Source organism: Chroococcidiopsis cubana SAG 39.79 (assembly GCF_003991895.1).
Classification (GTDB): Bacteria; Cyanobacteriota; Cyanobacteriia; order Cyanobacteriales; family Chroococcidiopsidaceae; genus Chroococcidiopsis; species Chroococcidiopsis thermalis.
In genome coordinates this window covers 22938-36350 of sequence record NZ_RSCK01000016.1, presented here as the reverse complement: position 1 = coordinate 36350, position 13413 = coordinate 22938, and the positions used below count along the sequence as shown (strand labels likewise).

At 41.3% G+C, this 13413-nt stretch carries 17 protein-coding genes; 7 read left to right on the top strand and 10 right to left on the bottom strand.

The window, feature by feature from the left end; translation table 11 throughout:
• Positions 1 to 51 precede the first annotated feature (51 nt).
• Both DSM107010_RS12585 and DSM107010_RS12580 read left to right on the top strand, forming a co-directional pair.
• On the top strand, positions 52 to 930 hold the full coding sequence (locus DSM107010_RS12585) for an SMP-30/gluconolactonase/LRE family protein (RefSeq protein ID WP_106167161.1): 879 nt from the start codon (positions 52 to 54) through the stop codon (positions 928 to 930).
• Between the two features lie 8 nt (positions 931 to 938).
• Positions 939 to 1523 carry a GNAT family N-acetyltransferase gene (locus DSM107010_RS12580; protein ID WP_106167165.1) on the top strand — a complete coding sequence of 195 codons (585 nt, stop codon included), beginning with the start codon at positions 939 to 941 and terminating at the stop codon, positions 1521 to 1523.
• Between the two features lie 121 nt (positions 1524 to 1644).
• Here DSM107010_RS12580 and DSM107010_RS12575 read toward each other — a convergent pair whose 3' ends face one another.
• Together DSM107010_RS12575 and DSM107010_RS12570 are read right to left on the bottom strand one after the other, a co-directional pair.
• On the bottom strand, positions 1645 to 2271 hold the full coding sequence (locus DSM107010_RS12575; RefSeq protein ID WP_015153341.1) for an SAM-dependent methyltransferase: 627 nt from the start codon (positions 2269 to 2271) through the stop codon (positions 1645 to 1647).
• Between the two features lie 174 nt (positions 2272 to 2445).
• The gene (locus DSM107010_RS12570) at positions 2446 to 2778 is read right to left on the bottom strand and encodes a hypothetical protein (protein WP_241994199.1); all 333 of its coding nucleotides are present in this window, start codon (positions 2776 to 2778) and stop codon (positions 2446 to 2448) included.
• Between the two features lie 205 nt (positions 2779 to 2983).
• On the opposite strand from DSM107010_RS12570, the gene DSM107010_RS12565 reads away from it, so the two are divergent.
• Positions 2984 to 3646, top strand: coding sequence for a class I SAM-dependent methyltransferase (locus DSM107010_RS12565; protein WP_106167159.1), 663 nt, complete (start codon positions 2984 to 2986; stop codon positions 3644 to 3646).
• Between the two features lie 2 nt (positions 3647 to 3648).
• On the opposite strand, the gene DSM107010_RS12560 is transcribed toward DSM107010_RS12565, so the two are convergent.
• The 3 genes from DSM107010_RS12560 to DSM107010_RS12555 form a co-directional block, all read right to left on the bottom strand.
• Positions 3649 to 3921, bottom strand: a complete 273-nt coding sequence (locus tag DSM107010_RS12560) for a hypothetical protein (protein WP_106167158.1) — start codon at positions 3919 to 3921, stop codon at positions 3649 to 3651.
• A 252-nt stretch (positions 3922 to 4173) separates the two neighbouring features.
• Positions 4174 to 4341: a hypothetical protein gene (locus DSM107010_RS38385; RefSeq protein WP_015153337.1), complete on the bottom strand. Its 168-nt coding sequence runs from the start codon at positions 4339 to 4341 to the stop codon at positions 4174 to 4176.
• A gap of 36 nt (positions 4342 to 4377) precedes the next feature.
• Complete coding sequence (locus tag DSM107010_RS12555; protein ID WP_199755516.1) at positions 4378 to 4665, bottom strand: hypothetical protein; 288 nt, start codon at positions 4663 to 4665, stop codon at positions 4378 to 4380.
• A gap of 187 nt (positions 4666 to 4852) precedes the next feature.
• On the opposite strand from DSM107010_RS12555, the gene DSM107010_RS12550 reads away from it, so the two are divergent.
• Entirely contained in the window at positions 4853 to 5776 is a 924-nt protein-coding gene (locus DSM107010_RS12550; protein WP_106167156.1) for a LysR family transcriptional regulator, read from the top strand.
• Between the two features lie 95 nt (positions 5777 to 5871).
• On the opposite strand, the gene DSM107010_RS12545 is transcribed toward DSM107010_RS12550, so the two are convergent.
• Together DSM107010_RS12545 and DSM107010_RS12540 are read right to left on the bottom strand one after the other, a co-directional pair.
• Complete coding sequence (locus DSM107010_RS12545) at positions 5872 to 7164, bottom strand: glutamate-cysteine ligase family protein (RefSeq protein WP_106167154.1); 1293 nt, start codon at positions 7162 to 7164, stop codon at positions 5872 to 5874.
• 258 nt (positions 7165 to 7422) lie between these two features.
• On the bottom strand, positions 7423 to 8334 hold the full coding sequence (locus DSM107010_RS12540) for a DUF1338 domain-containing protein (RefSeq protein ID WP_106167152.1): 912 nt from the start codon (positions 8332 to 8334) through the stop codon (positions 7423 to 7425).
• A 491-nt stretch (positions 8335 to 8825) separates the two neighbouring features.
• Between DSM107010_RS12540 and DSM107010_RS12535 the strand changes: the two genes are divergently transcribed.
• On the top strand, positions 8826 to 10388 hold the full coding sequence (locus tag DSM107010_RS12535; RefSeq protein ID WP_106167150.1) for a phytoene desaturase family protein: 1563 nt from the start codon (positions 8826 to 8828) through the stop codon (positions 10386 to 10388).
• A gap of 192 nt (positions 10389 to 10580) precedes the next feature.
• Positions 10581 to 11036: a hypothetical protein gene (locus tag DSM107010_RS12530; protein WP_106167148.1), complete on the top strand. Its 456-nt coding sequence runs from the start codon at positions 10581 to 10583 to the stop codon at positions 11034 to 11036.
• A gap of 23 nt (positions 11037 to 11059) precedes the next feature.
• Here DSM107010_RS12530 and DSM107010_RS12525 read toward each other — a convergent pair whose 3' ends face one another.
• Genes DSM107010_RS12525 through DSM107010_RS12515 form a run of 3 tightly spaced genes read right to left on the bottom strand, consistent with a single transcriptional unit; the run spans position 11060 to position 12645 of the window.
• Positions 11060 to 11482, bottom strand: a complete 423-nt coding sequence (locus DSM107010_RS12525; RefSeq protein WP_106167146.1) for a hypothetical protein — start codon at positions 11480 to 11482, stop codon at positions 11060 to 11062.
• 59 nt (positions 11483 to 11541) lie between these two features.
• The gene (locus tag DSM107010_RS12520; protein WP_106167144.1) at positions 11542 to 12216 is read right to left on the bottom strand and encodes a Uma2 family endonuclease; all 675 of its coding nucleotides are present in this window, start codon (positions 12214 to 12216) and stop codon (positions 11542 to 11544) included.
• Positions 12217 to 12252: 36 nt separating this feature from the next.
• Positions 12253 to 12645, bottom strand: a complete 393-nt coding sequence (locus DSM107010_RS12515; RefSeq protein WP_015153329.1) for an Alr5209 family pentapeptide repeat protein — start codon at positions 12643 to 12645, stop codon at positions 12253 to 12255.
• Between the two features lie 248 nt (positions 12646 to 12893).
• Between DSM107010_RS12515 and DSM107010_RS12510 the strand changes: the two genes are divergently transcribed.
• Entirely contained in the window at positions 12894 to 13409 is a 516-nt protein-coding gene (locus tag DSM107010_RS12510) for a GNAT family N-acetyltransferase (RefSeq protein ID WP_106167141.1), read from the top strand.
• Positions 13410 to 13413 lie beyond the last annotated feature (4 nt).

The following is a 13413-nucleotide window of genomic DNA, read 5'->3' as shown; positions in this document are numbered from 1 at the left end:
ATGTCTAGCCACTAGTCACTACTCTCTACTTACTACTCACTACTCTCTAATATGAGCGCTAATAACCAAAATACTGGAATTTCAGGCATATTAGCAGCCAATATCGAATTGATCCAACTTGCTGATGGAATGCTTTTTGGTGAAGGACCAGTTTGGGACAAGCAGCATCAGCAACTTATTTTTAGCGATACTGGGGCAAACGAACATAAATCTTGGAGTAAAACTCAAGGATTGCACACTTACCGCAAACCCAGTTATCAGCCAAATGGCAATGTGCTTGATTCTGTGGGTAATCTTTATACTTGCGAACACGAAACGCGGGCAATAAGTATTACAGATCAAGACGATCGCCGGACAATTTTATGCGATCGCTTTCAAGGTCAGCGGTTCAATTCACCGAATGACTTGGAAATTAAATCGGATGGGACGATCTGGTTTACCGATCCACCTTATGGTTTGGGTGATAGAACTAAAGAGATAGAATTTAATGGCGTATTTCGCTACGTTCCAAAAACACAAGAATTAACTGTAGTTATTCAAGATTTGAGTATGCCGAATGGCATTGCTTTTTCTCCAGATGAAACCAAGCTATATGTAGGTAATTCAGCAGCAGGCGATCGCTATATTTGGGTATTTACTGTTAACTCAGATGGAACTCTTTCTAGTGGAGAAAAACTCTGTCAAATTGATAATAATGATTGGGGAGCTGATGGGGTTGACGTAGATACTAATGGCAATATTTATGTAGGTTGCGGCGATGGTGTCCACATTTTTTCTCCTACAGGTTTACTACTAGGTAAAATTTTGACCCCGAGCGCTATTTCTAATTTCGCCTTTGGTGGGGAAGACGGTAAGACTTTATTTATGACGAGCGAACACGCCTTGTACAGAATAGAATTATTAGTTGCAGGCGCAGTGCAGCGATGGTGAAATTTCTGATGAAAGTTTTTTTGGAAACTCCTAGACTAGTTCTCCGTCAATTTACGCCGGATGATGCTCAACATTTATTAGCTTTAGATAGTGACATTGAAGTTATCCGTTATGTAGATTTAGGGATGATTAAAGAAGGAAAACCTCTAGAGAAAAGTTCTGAAGACTATCAAAATAATATTTTACCCAAATGGATGCAATATTATCAACAATATTCAGGTTATGGATTTTGGGCAGCAATTGAAAAATCGAGTCAAGAATTCATCGGTTGGTTTCATTTACGACCGGCATTAGATAGTCAATTTAATCTTAGTTCAAAATTCTTCCATGCTGATGAAATTGAATTAGGTTATCGTTTGCGTCGAGTTTCTTGGGGTAAAGGATATGCCACTGAAGGTTCTCGCGCCCTCGTCACAAAAAGCTTTGCCGAATTAGGGACTCAGTGCATTGTATCTTCTGCATTGGCAGAAAATCGAGCTTCTAGTCGGGTGATGGAAAAAGCAGGGTTAAAGTTTGAATTAAAGTACGTTCACCCAGAAATCGAGCGCGAGGTGGTGAAGTATAGTTTGAGAAATCCTCATAAAAATTGGTAGGAATACACAAAATTGGTAGGGGCGCAAAATTAGGTAGGGGTACAAAATTAGGTAGGGGCGCACAGCTGTGCGCCCCTACTTTACGAAATCCTAATTTTCGCAGCGTGTAACGCCATTAAATTTAACCGTCACCTAAATTCTTAGGAATCTCTTTAGGAATTACCCAGTAATAAATGGTAGAACCACCAGGAGTCTGCAAGGTTTTTTCTGGCTTCCAATCGCCCATATCAAACGCATGAGACACGATACGAGTCCCAGGTTTGAGCTGTTTAAATAGCTGCGGTCTGAGCTTAACATTAAGTTCGGGCAACAAATAAAGCGTTACGACAGTTGCATCGCTGAAGTCGCTCTTAAACAGGTCTTGATTGAGAAACGTCACGCGGTCTGTTACGCCTGCTTTTTTAGCGTTTTCCTTTGCTTCTTTAATCCGTTCTGGGTTGATGTCTATCCCAACTGCCTTTTTCACTTGATATTTTTGTACAGCAGTAATTGGGATGCGTCCGTCGCCACTACCAAGGTCGTAGAGCGTATCATTTTTAGTCACCTTAGCAACTTTGAGCATTTCGTCTACCGTTTCTTGAGGTGTAGGTACGTAGACGACATCTGGTTCGCGTAGTGGTGCTTGCGTATCTTGGGCAATTGTTTGAGTTTGAGCGTTAGTTTGGGTAGTGAGACTGTAACCAGTTATTCCTAAGCCAACTATACCAATGCAGGCGATCGGTAGTAGGAACAAGCGTTGTCGGCGCATTATTTTCCTTTCCTGTAGCCGTTTCCGTATAACATAATGCCATGTTATAAGTCGTAAGTTGTAAGTCGTAAGTCGTAATTAAGGAAGCAGTGACCAGCGACCAGTGACCAGTGACCAGTGACCAACAACTAACAACTAACAACTAACAACCATCAACCATCAACCAACTACCAACTACCACCCATCAATTAAATAAGTACGCCAGGATTGAATTTTATCTTCATCGGTAGTTTGAGGAATTGCTAAACGCCAGGTTTTCCCCTCTTTCTGAAGTTGTAAATAGACCTCGAATGGATTATTTTCTTGCGTTATCCGTCGTTGAGAAATTTGTAAGGTGCGATCGTAAGTTCCGATAATTCGATATGCTGGTAAGTTTCCAATTTTGAGTTGTTGCTGTTCTTGTATTCGCAGGCGATCGATTTCTAGTTTAAGTGGTGTAGATAGATGGAGTTTCTGACTGATTTGTTGTTGTATTTGAGATAATTGAACTGCTAAAGCTTTTTGCACCAGTCGCTCGTTTGGGATTACGATTGGAGTGCTACTACATGCTGTCAGAAATATTAGCAAGATTCCAATTAAAACGAGCGGTAATTTTCGGCACATAGAACTTGCATTCGTGGGCGACAAGAGACAGCAACTCAAATGAACTCTAGGTATATGAAACTTTCTAGAGTTAGTATAAACTGTGAATGACTCTATCGAGCAGTCAATTATGCAAAAAAGATCCCTTGGTTTAGACGATCGCCTCTACGATTACTTTCTATCTGTCTCTCTACGGGAACCAGAAATTTTATCTCAGTTGCGTCAAGAAACAGCTAATCATCCCGCAGCAATGATGCAAATTGCTCCCGAACAAGGTCAATTTATGGCTTTACTAGTTCAATTGTTAGGAGCAACAAAAACTTTAGAAATAGGGGTATTTACGGGTTATAGTTCTTTATCTGTGGCTCTAGCGCTGCCTGCTCATGGTAAGATATTTGCTTGCGATGTGAGTAAAGAATACACAAATATAGCGCGGCGTTATTGGCAGCAGGCTGGAGTTGCTAACAAAATAGATTTGCACTTAGCGCCAGCAATAGAAACACTAGATCGATTATTGGCATCGGGACAATCAGAATCTTTTGATTTTGCTTTTATCGATGCAGATAAAGAAAATTATGACTGCTATTACCAGCGATCGCTTCAATTAGTTCGTCCTGGTGGATTAATTGCAATTGATAATGTTCTCTGGGGTGGAGATGTGGCTAATTTTCAAGTTCAAAATCGAAGTACTCAAGCAATTCGAGCGCTCAATGAGAAATTACATCATGATGAAAGAATAGCCTTAAGTTTAGTACCAATTGCTGATGGATTGACTTTAGCATTAAAGCGATAGATTCAGAAAGTAGATTCAGCCTTTTTAAATTTACTTCTAGGTGCAATTCTCAGTAAAAAATTGTCTACTTCTGCTAAAAAATCTCCGGCTGAATCACTCTTTACATTCCCCTGAGCGTCATCTTGTTCTGCTGCTATGGCTTCCTGCAACAGTTGCTCATGTTGTTGTTGTAAAAGTCTTTTGTGTAGAATTTCTAGCAACACTGCTTGCTCGTCGATTGATAAAGCTTTTACCGTTTCGATCGCCTGCTGAAACTTAGGGGTGTTAAGTACCATAGATACAGATAAGTTACTAACTTCGTTAGGTCTATTCTTAAGTGTAATCTACAAGATGCTGTTGTAGTACGGAAATCACCCAATGATTTTAGTTGAGGCAATTCCTCATGCAGTCGGGCTTTATCATTCTTCAAGAGTTAAATTTAAGCTTTTTTATTTCTGCTTCTTTGGTAAGAAGGTAAAAATTGATAACCCTCTTTAAAAAAGCATAAAGAGGGGGTTATGAAATCTATTTTTCGTGCGATCGCGCTTTTATTGTCCTCTCATTCTGGCTTTATATTCTGCATAATAGTTGCTGAATTTCCAGAATTCGACAATTAGATGCCGCACGGAACGATAGCTTTTTTTAGCAAAGTTGTAGGCTTGCTGTCTGTGACTAACAGGTGCGCGATCGGTGTGTTGATAAGAAGTGTCTCTCATATTCGTCTCCTAAATTAATTACAGTTTTTGACAAAATTAGCGGTAATATCTTTGCTCGATCCAAGAACGCATTTCTGCTTCAGAGCCAAAGCTTGTTGACTCATTTGTATTTGGATCGAATGCTTGCCACCATGTATTGCCTTGGCGATCGCGGCGTTGCTTTACTTGTAGTTCGTTGCTTTGAAATAACCAAGCAAATAAGTGCTGAAAAAATTTGGAAACCTTGGCATAGTCGTTTGGCTTTGCCACAATAAATTTAGTTTGAGATTTACGGTCAGTTGTTTCATTTCCACGGGAAATTAAGTAATCGCAATTAGCTTTCATAGTTCGAGGTAATTGAAAGTAAAAATAAGTCTTTGTTTTGCGGCACAAATCTAATCTAACAACTACTAATTCTGATGACAAAGCAATCTATGCATAGTTGTATGAATAAAATCGATAGCTCGAAAATAAGGTAAGTTATGAATGGGTGGCATTGAGCCAAATTCATTCATCATTTATCGTTGAAGCCATGCTAGAGCTTAGCAATAGTCAGATCAAACTCTCCCAACTGCGAGCATTATTGGCAGTAGCCGAATACGGTAATTTTAGTGAAGCGGCTTTACGCTTGGATTTGTCTCAATCAGCAGTCAGCCACGCGATCGCATCATTAGAAGATGAATTAGGCATCTTATTATTCTCTCGCGGTCGGCAAGGCGCATCTCCCACACCTGTAGGAGAACAGGTCATCGGTTATGCTGAAAAAATCTTGCAGCTATTGGAAGAGATGGTTGCAGCAGCCAAATCAGAAAAAAGCTTGCAGAGTGGTAGCGTCAGAGTTGCTTGTATACGGAGTGCAGCTACCCATATCTTACCGTCTGCGATCGCCCAATTTCGCCGTCGTAGTCCAGGAATTGCGATCGACATCTTAGAACATTTCGACCACTTGGACGTAGAAAAAGCTTTGCGGGAAGGTCAAGCTGATGTAGGCTTTACCCACCTCCCTACCAGTGCGGAATTTGAGACTTGGGAAATTTTGCGGGATGAATATGTCGCTCTACTACCACCATCTGCTAATTTGCGGCAGAATCAGTGTACTTGGGAAGAATTATTTGCTTATCCTTTAATCGTTCCTAGTACCAATAATGCGTGTTTTACCACGCTTCGCAACCACCTGCTAAGCGCAAGTATTCGGATCGATAATCAGGTTGCTTACCAAGTTAACGAAGACTCTACTGTTGTCAGCATGGTATTACAAGGTTTAGGCGCAACAATTATGCCACGGCTAGCAGCAGAACCAATCCCATCAGCCGTACATGCGTGTAGTTTGCCAGTACCATTAGAAAGAATCATTGGAGTAGCTGTGCTAGCAAATACGCTGCTAACTCCGGCGGTATTTACTTTTTTAGACGTGTTGCGGGGTGTTAAATCACCTGCGGTTAAATTTGCATCGTGAGGTCAGTTGTCAGTGTAGAGACGTTACATGTAACGTCTGTACAAAGTTATCAGTTATCAGTCAACCGTCAACTACCAATGACCAATGACCAATGACTAATGACCAATAACACTAAAAACTTGTTGCTCTAACTTATCGCACGACTGGCGTACAAGTCTCAGTCCTTCATCTAGAGAAATTTCACCTGTGGAGGTTTGGAATTCTTGTAACAGTTCCGCTTCTGTAGTTTGATATTCACCGAGATCGGAACGAAATTTAGTTAATAAATTGATATTTTCACCGTCTTGAGTGGCAAATTCAAATATGGAGTCGAGATAATCCTTAACTTCTCGATTTTTCACTCCTTCGGTTACGGCTGTATAGAGTAGATCGTTATCTAAATATTCAAATTCTGGTACGTCTAACCGATCGCCATTTAATTGAAAAGTCTTAATGCCTGCTTTTGGTCTGACGGTTAAATTCTCGCGTCTGACTCTGGCGGCGGCGTTACTTACTAAAGTTGCGATCGCTAATATGCGATCGGGATAGTTACTATCTGTACCGCGCAATTCGATCGTCCCGATTTTATTGAGTCGGACGCGATTCCATGCCGTTTTTAACATGCTACCTCCCGCCTCATAAAACAGATGGCGTTCTACTCCAGCACGATCCATCGCTTCCAACCAAGCATGATAGCGCCCAAACTGCAACTCTACTAATTCTTCTACGCTATGGACGTAAGGCTGAAGTCCTCCCACGGCTTGCAGATTGGTGTAAACTCCCTCCCAGCCAAAAATATTTCGTCCGCGATAATGTACGGTATGCGCTGAAACATTCATTCCCCGTCCTTCGTAAAACGGACAAGCGCGGGAAAGCGCGATCAGTGCAGCGTCTAAAGCTGTCGCTAGATTGAAGAGATTCAAGATTTCTGCTTTGGCTGCTAAAGTAGCGTCGTAAGATACTCCTATACGCGGATCGATCGCCCCTGGTTCAACTTCCAAATGTAGGTGCGTACCCGTACACCTGCCTGCGTGCAAGAAGCGATCGTAACCTACGGTACGCAGTTGAACGTGATACCATAACTTATTACGAATTATCGGCATGACGTGCAAGGGATAAGTAGACAAGGGATAGAGTCTCAAATTCAATTCTTGTCCCGCCTGGATTGCTATTTGCAGGTTACTAAAATACTCTTGAGTGAGTTCAGTAACTGAATTGACCGGGTTTGTATTAATTTCAACAATATGCTTAACCCATTCAGGTGCAAAACAATCTGGATTGCTGCCTTTTTCAGTTGCGATCGCCTGACAGCGCGATAAAAATTCATCGGCACGATGAGAAATTGCCCCAGTGCGATCGACGAGGAAAAACTCTTGTTCAAATCCAAGCCGCCGCTTTGCTTCTGTCATGGCTAAAATCTCTACAATTTAGTTTTTTACCTCTATTGCAATGATTTCACGCTCGTCGATAATTTAAAGTATCTAAAAGATAGACTTTGACTTTTGAGCTAAAATATCTCTCTTAAGGCGTAAATTTAATACTCTCGATGATGTTAAGCCCAATATTCCGGTTGGCAAAGCTCGATTGCTAGTGCGATTAAATTGGCAAAATCAATTTTGCTAACTAACATCCAAAAACGTAATTGTTCTCGCTGTCTTTGGCTACTTTTATGAAGATACCTTCTTCGTCATTTCAAATAAATGTTGGGCATTTTGTCCTAAGAATGCATCGAATAATACTTTCTTTCCTACTGCTTCTACTGGGTAGCGTTCGGCAATTTCATAATAAGCATAAGTCCAAGGAATTTGCATTAATTCTCCAGTCACATCATCTATGACTGTTACCATCTCTTTCACTGCATGAGTAGCAGTCTGACGCAAACCAACTTCTAAGCTACCTTCAATTTGGGCTTTCATCGGTACTCCCAAAGTAGCTAAGCCGTTAGCTGTAGTCTCTATATCTGGATATTGTAGAGTGTGCTGACGGTTGACATAGCCAGTGAAATGATTGACTGCATATCCATGTAATAATACCCAAGCTCCATATTGGGTAACTCGATTAACTTCTTCTACCACAGATTGTTTGGGAGGCGACCAAGGGCGGGTGAATACGCCTTGGAGCCGATCTACGATTAGATCTATATCGGTTGGATTAGTTGCATTAGAGGGCATTGCCCACCCTAGAGAGGCATCGCTAACAGTTTGATAGATGAGAGATGCGATCGCCTCTGGTAATTCTTCTACAATCAATTCACTAATAAATAGTTTGGGTAAGTCATACTGTTCCTGTTCTGGATGTTGATAGTGGCGAGCATATAATTTCTGTGCTGGAAAAATATATTCTCCCGCTGCTGTGTAACCCAACGCCTCAGCAACACTAGCTAAATACTCAATGCCTAAATTCTGTTTTCCTTCGGGCGTATCAATATTTAACCGCAGCGAACGAAAAGCAATATGGTCGTTGGCAACCGTACCACCTGCTTGTAAAATCATTTGTTCGTAAACTTGAGCGTAGCTGACTCTAGCACGGTATTGTTGCCAGAGTCGATCCCAAAGATGAAGGGCAATTTCAGCTTTCATAACATCATGAAGGAAGAAGGGGATGAAGAGGTGGTCATTGTTCACCCTGCTGACTGATAACTTTGTACAGACGTTACATGTAACGTCTCTACACTGACAACTGTTTCCTCACAAGTTCCTCAAATTCTATTTCTATATTAAATATCAAGTCATCTGAGTCATCTGTGAATGACGGTAGTGTGACTGGTAGATGCTACGCCTTTGCGCTGATATAGTTCCGCACGTTCTATGGTGGTGAGTGCGGAACTTTTTTATAATTAATCATTTGTCACTTGTCATTTGTCATTTGTTATGGTGATAGTAAGAGCCAAATTTTGAACGCCAGTTGCTTTAAGTCGGCAGAGCCGCCCAACGCACTGGCTCCTTTTGGCTTTTGACTTTTAACTTTGTACATATTTGTTCAACTAACTTCATTCGGTTGAAACAAACTCACAAGATTCTCAACTTTTCTACTTAGTGTAAAAGTAGACATATTCCGGGGAGAGTCTGATATGGAAAGCTTCGATTTTGTCATTATGGGAGCTGGACTAGGAGGACTGTCAGCTGCCGCTTGTTTGACTCGACAAGGATATCGAGTTGTGGTTTTGGAGCAGCATTACTTAGCGGGAGGATGCTGTCATACATTTGATTATGGGGAATATAGATTTTGTGCAGACGTTCACTATATTTCCCAGTGTGGCTCGGGTCAGGCGATCGCGCAATTTCTTAATTACATTGAGCGGGATGTCCCCTTTGTTTCCCTCAATCCCGATTGCATCGATCGCGTTATTGCTCCAGAAATTGATTTTAAAATTCCTTTAGGTTGGGAAAACCTACGTCAGCGTTTGCTCTCAACTTTTCCAGAGCAAGCCACACCAATTAATCGCTATTGTGACGAAATCAAGCAAATACACCAAGAGATTCGCAGCTTAGTTCAAGAAGTCCGTTGGTACAATCGCCATCTATCAGATTGGTTGAAGTTACCCAAGTATTGGAATTTATTTGTAAGGCGAAATTGGACGCTACAAGATCTCTACAATCGTGTCGGTTTGTCACCCAAACTACAAACGATATTAGCAGGACAAAGCGGAGACTATGCTTTGCCACCCGAGGAAATTGCGCTTTTTACTCATACTTCTTTAGTATGGGATTACTCGGAAGGAGCCTATTACCCTCAGCACCACTTCAAACACTTGGTTGATGAGATTGTTGCAGCCATTACCTCTGGTGGTAGCGTCGTGCAATTTTCAACTCCCGTAGAATATATCGAAGTTGAAGACCGTCAAGTACAAAAAGTCATTGCTGGAGGTAGAACTTATCAGGCTACTCGTGCTTATATCAGCGACTTAGACCCCAAGTTAACATTACATTTAATGCGGGAAACTGTCGAAGAATTAAGTAATCGGGAGCGTCAACGCCTAACTGGTTACGAATATTCTGCTAGTGCTTTTAATATTTATTTAGGTTTAGATAGCCGCTTTGAGCCAGAAAAATATGGGATTGGCAATTGGAATATTTGGTATTATCCCAATGGCGATTTAAATCAAGCCTATCGCCAACAATTGCTGGGTGACTTACACCATCCTTGGATTTTTCTCTCTTGTCCTACGATGAAATCTCCAGCAGGTGGTATGGCTCCGCCAGGACATCACGTATTAGAAATTGCTACCGTGTGTCCCTACGAACCATTTAAACAGTTGCACTCAACAGATCTTAAAGCTTACAAGACGAAAAAACGGCAATTTTATCAAGATATGATGACAAGCGTGCGAGATTTGGTTCCTGACGTGAATGCTTATACTCGTATGAAGATTTCTGGAACTCCCACCACTAGCGAATATTATCTCGGACAACCACAAGGAAACATTTACGGTGCGAAGTTAATCCCCAAGCAAGTCGGTTTGAATCGTTTAGGATATACAACTGAATTGCCAAATCTTTTCTTCGTTGGTGCTAGTGCTGGATATCCCAGTGTCCCAGGAGTCATTGGTAACGGTATGGATGCGGTTGAATTGATTACAGGTCAATCGGTCTGGAATCGAGCTAACACTTCTGAGCTGTTGATTAAAAGATAGTTTACCTCTTTTGGGTTATTAGCTGTTAGGAGGGAGAATGGACGCAGTGACCAGTTGTCAATGTACAGACGTTACATGTAACGTCTGTACTATTAGGAATCATCAGATACTAGTTACCAAGGTTTTTAATTGCGATCGCTAGTCGTTGTCGAACTGGTCACTGTCCTAACCTCTAACCCCTAAACCCGATATATGAGCATCAGTAAGCAAGGAAAAATAATTGCTCTTTGGATAGTATTTCTATTCGGAACAGTTTTTCACACGCAGTTAGCTTTAATGCCGCTGCTTTATGGTGAAAATGTAATGATGCCTGATACTCAGGGAAAAATGCCGGCATCCGAGTCATGGTTAATGTTAGGCATGTTTGTCTTACCAGCGATCGCAATTGTAGTGACTGCATTTAATAATTCGAGACGATATAGACTCATACATTTTTGCCTGACAGTTCTGTTCACTGTCATAAATTTTATTCACATCGTCTTCGATCTATCGGTACAACCGATCGTTTGGCATCAAATTGTTTCGATTGTCTTGTTATTTGTGAATGGGTTATTGTTAAATATTGTCTCTTTACAATGGTTGCGAGAGCGAGATAAAAGTCCTAAACTTCGCAAGAAAGTGACTGTTAAAGCAGTCAAAAATTCCTAGTTGTAAACTTTGAAAATTAAAGCCTAAAAAGCTACTTCTTTTTGTGAGTAGAGACGATCGCAATAGAGCATCCAACCCAATCCAAATAAACTCGATAGAGAACCTGCGATCGCAGCTTTGACACCCCATCCCACAGGTCCTAACCAATCGTTAATTTCGTTTAAAATCGCCGTACTAACTTTAGCAACGACATAGGCTGTTCCCACCGCACCAATAGTAACCATACCTAACTCAGCCAATATTTCTAATAGATTTTTCTGCGATAGATCTTCCTCAAAATAAATTTTCCAAATTAATGTGTACATGCCAATATCAGCAGCAGTTAAGACAAACTGTTTTGGCATTTCTACGCCTGGAGAAGGGAGAGCCGATACAGCACCGCCACTAGCAGCATAACCCGCGATCGCTAAAACAGCTTCGATTCTCTTTTTACCTTGTAGATCCATGATTATCTCCTTGATGATTTGTCATTTGTAACTACTTTCTGATAACTGATAACTAAAACTTACAAATTCTCTGGATCTTCTCCCAGCTCTCGCAACCGTGCAGCTAATCGTTCGGCTCGTTCCTCTGCTGTTAAATAGCGATTTCCCTGCAAGTCATACCACGTCAATACCTCTTGCTGTATGCCTCCTAACACCATTTGATGTCTTCCGATTCCTAGATTTACTTCTGGCATCTTGTAGGGTTCGCCTATCTGCAACTGATACACTCCATTTACCAATTTATAAACTTCAAAGGGTTGATGTCCGTCCCGCCGCCAGAACTCGGAATTGTAAATTATGTAATATAGAACCCCTAACTTAGCGTAAACTTCCATCTTTTCGTCATACTCTCCCCCTGGAGTCCAAGAGACAATTTCTAAGGTCAAAATTGGTACAACATCATTTTCTTCCCAAATGACATAGCTTTTACGCGATTTACCTTGTTTTTTGCGATCGACTCCCAAACTCAAAAAGCCATCAGGGACAACGGGAATTCTAGGATTGACTCCGGTGGTGTGATAAATTCCCATATCCACCCCAAAGAACCAATCGATCCGATTTGCCCAGATAGTGTTAAGTAAAAATAATAAGAAGTTAGGCAGAAAATTTTGGTCTTCGTTGTCTACGGGCGTATCATCTGAACAAGGTAGTTCGGCACTAGTTGGTAATGCTGGCTTGAGGTCGGATTGTGTCATCATCCCATCCTAAATTGCTTTCATTACTGATGAATATTAGCTGGGGCGATCCGATCGCATTCCTGCTTGTATGGGGTCAAATCCTGGGGGAAAGTGGGTGGTATCGGGGTCGTAATCTGCTTCGCGTAAGTCTGCTGTTTCGAGTTTGGCGTGACGTAAATCTGTACCAATTAGAATTGCTCCGCGTAAATTGGCTCCATTGAGGTTAGTTTCGTTGAGGTTAGCATAGCTTAAGTCTACTCCTCTCAAGTTTGCGCCACTTAGATCGGCTCCACTTAGTTCGGCATAACTTAAGTCTGCGCCCTTCAAATCGGTAGCTTTAAGATCGACTGCACCAAGTTCTATGCTTGTAAAGTCTCGTTTTCCAGCCGCATATTGGTTGAGGAGTTCGGCTACATCAGTCATGGAGTTGGGGATGGCTTCAGACATAAGCAAATCTAACAATTTTGGAGTTAAAGGTTTTATTTCTAGTTTAAGGACACAATAGAACTATTTGTAGTTTGGAAGTGGAAGAATTATGTCGCGCAAAGACGCATACGCGGAGCGTTCTCGAAGAGTAGGCGCAAAGAGTAATTAGGATGTTTACATTTTATTACGGAAATGAAAAATAGAGAGATAGCAAGGAGCGCTGCGTTGGGAATAATTGACTTATATTATGTTTTGTTTAAATGGAACTTATGAGAATAGTTCGTTCTGAGAATTTTATAGAATATGCTGGTATTTTCGAGATTAATCAACTTGCATTTGGTCAAGAAAATGAAGCGAAATTAGTTGAGAATATCCGTTACTTACCTAATTTTAACTCTGCTCTATCTTTAGTAGCAGTTGAAGGCGATCGCCTCGTCGGGCATATTTTATTTAGCGAAATTGCGATCGTTAGTCCTCAAGGTGATGTGATAGCATTGGCTTTGGCTCCATTAGCTGTTCTGCCTCAGTTTCAAAATCAAGGTGTCGGTTCTCAACTTGTGAGAGCAGGGTTGAAACAGTGTCAGATTTTAGGATACAAAATTGTTATAGTTCTGGGTCGTCCGAACTTCTACAGTCGGTTTGGTTTTGTGCCTGCGATCGATCGAGGATTGCGATCGCCTTTTTCAGTTCCAGATGAAGCATTTATGGTACTGGAACTCGTACCTGGGGCATTAAATGGAGTTAGCGGGATGGTGAAGTATCCATCTCCGTTCGATTGCGTTTAAGCAT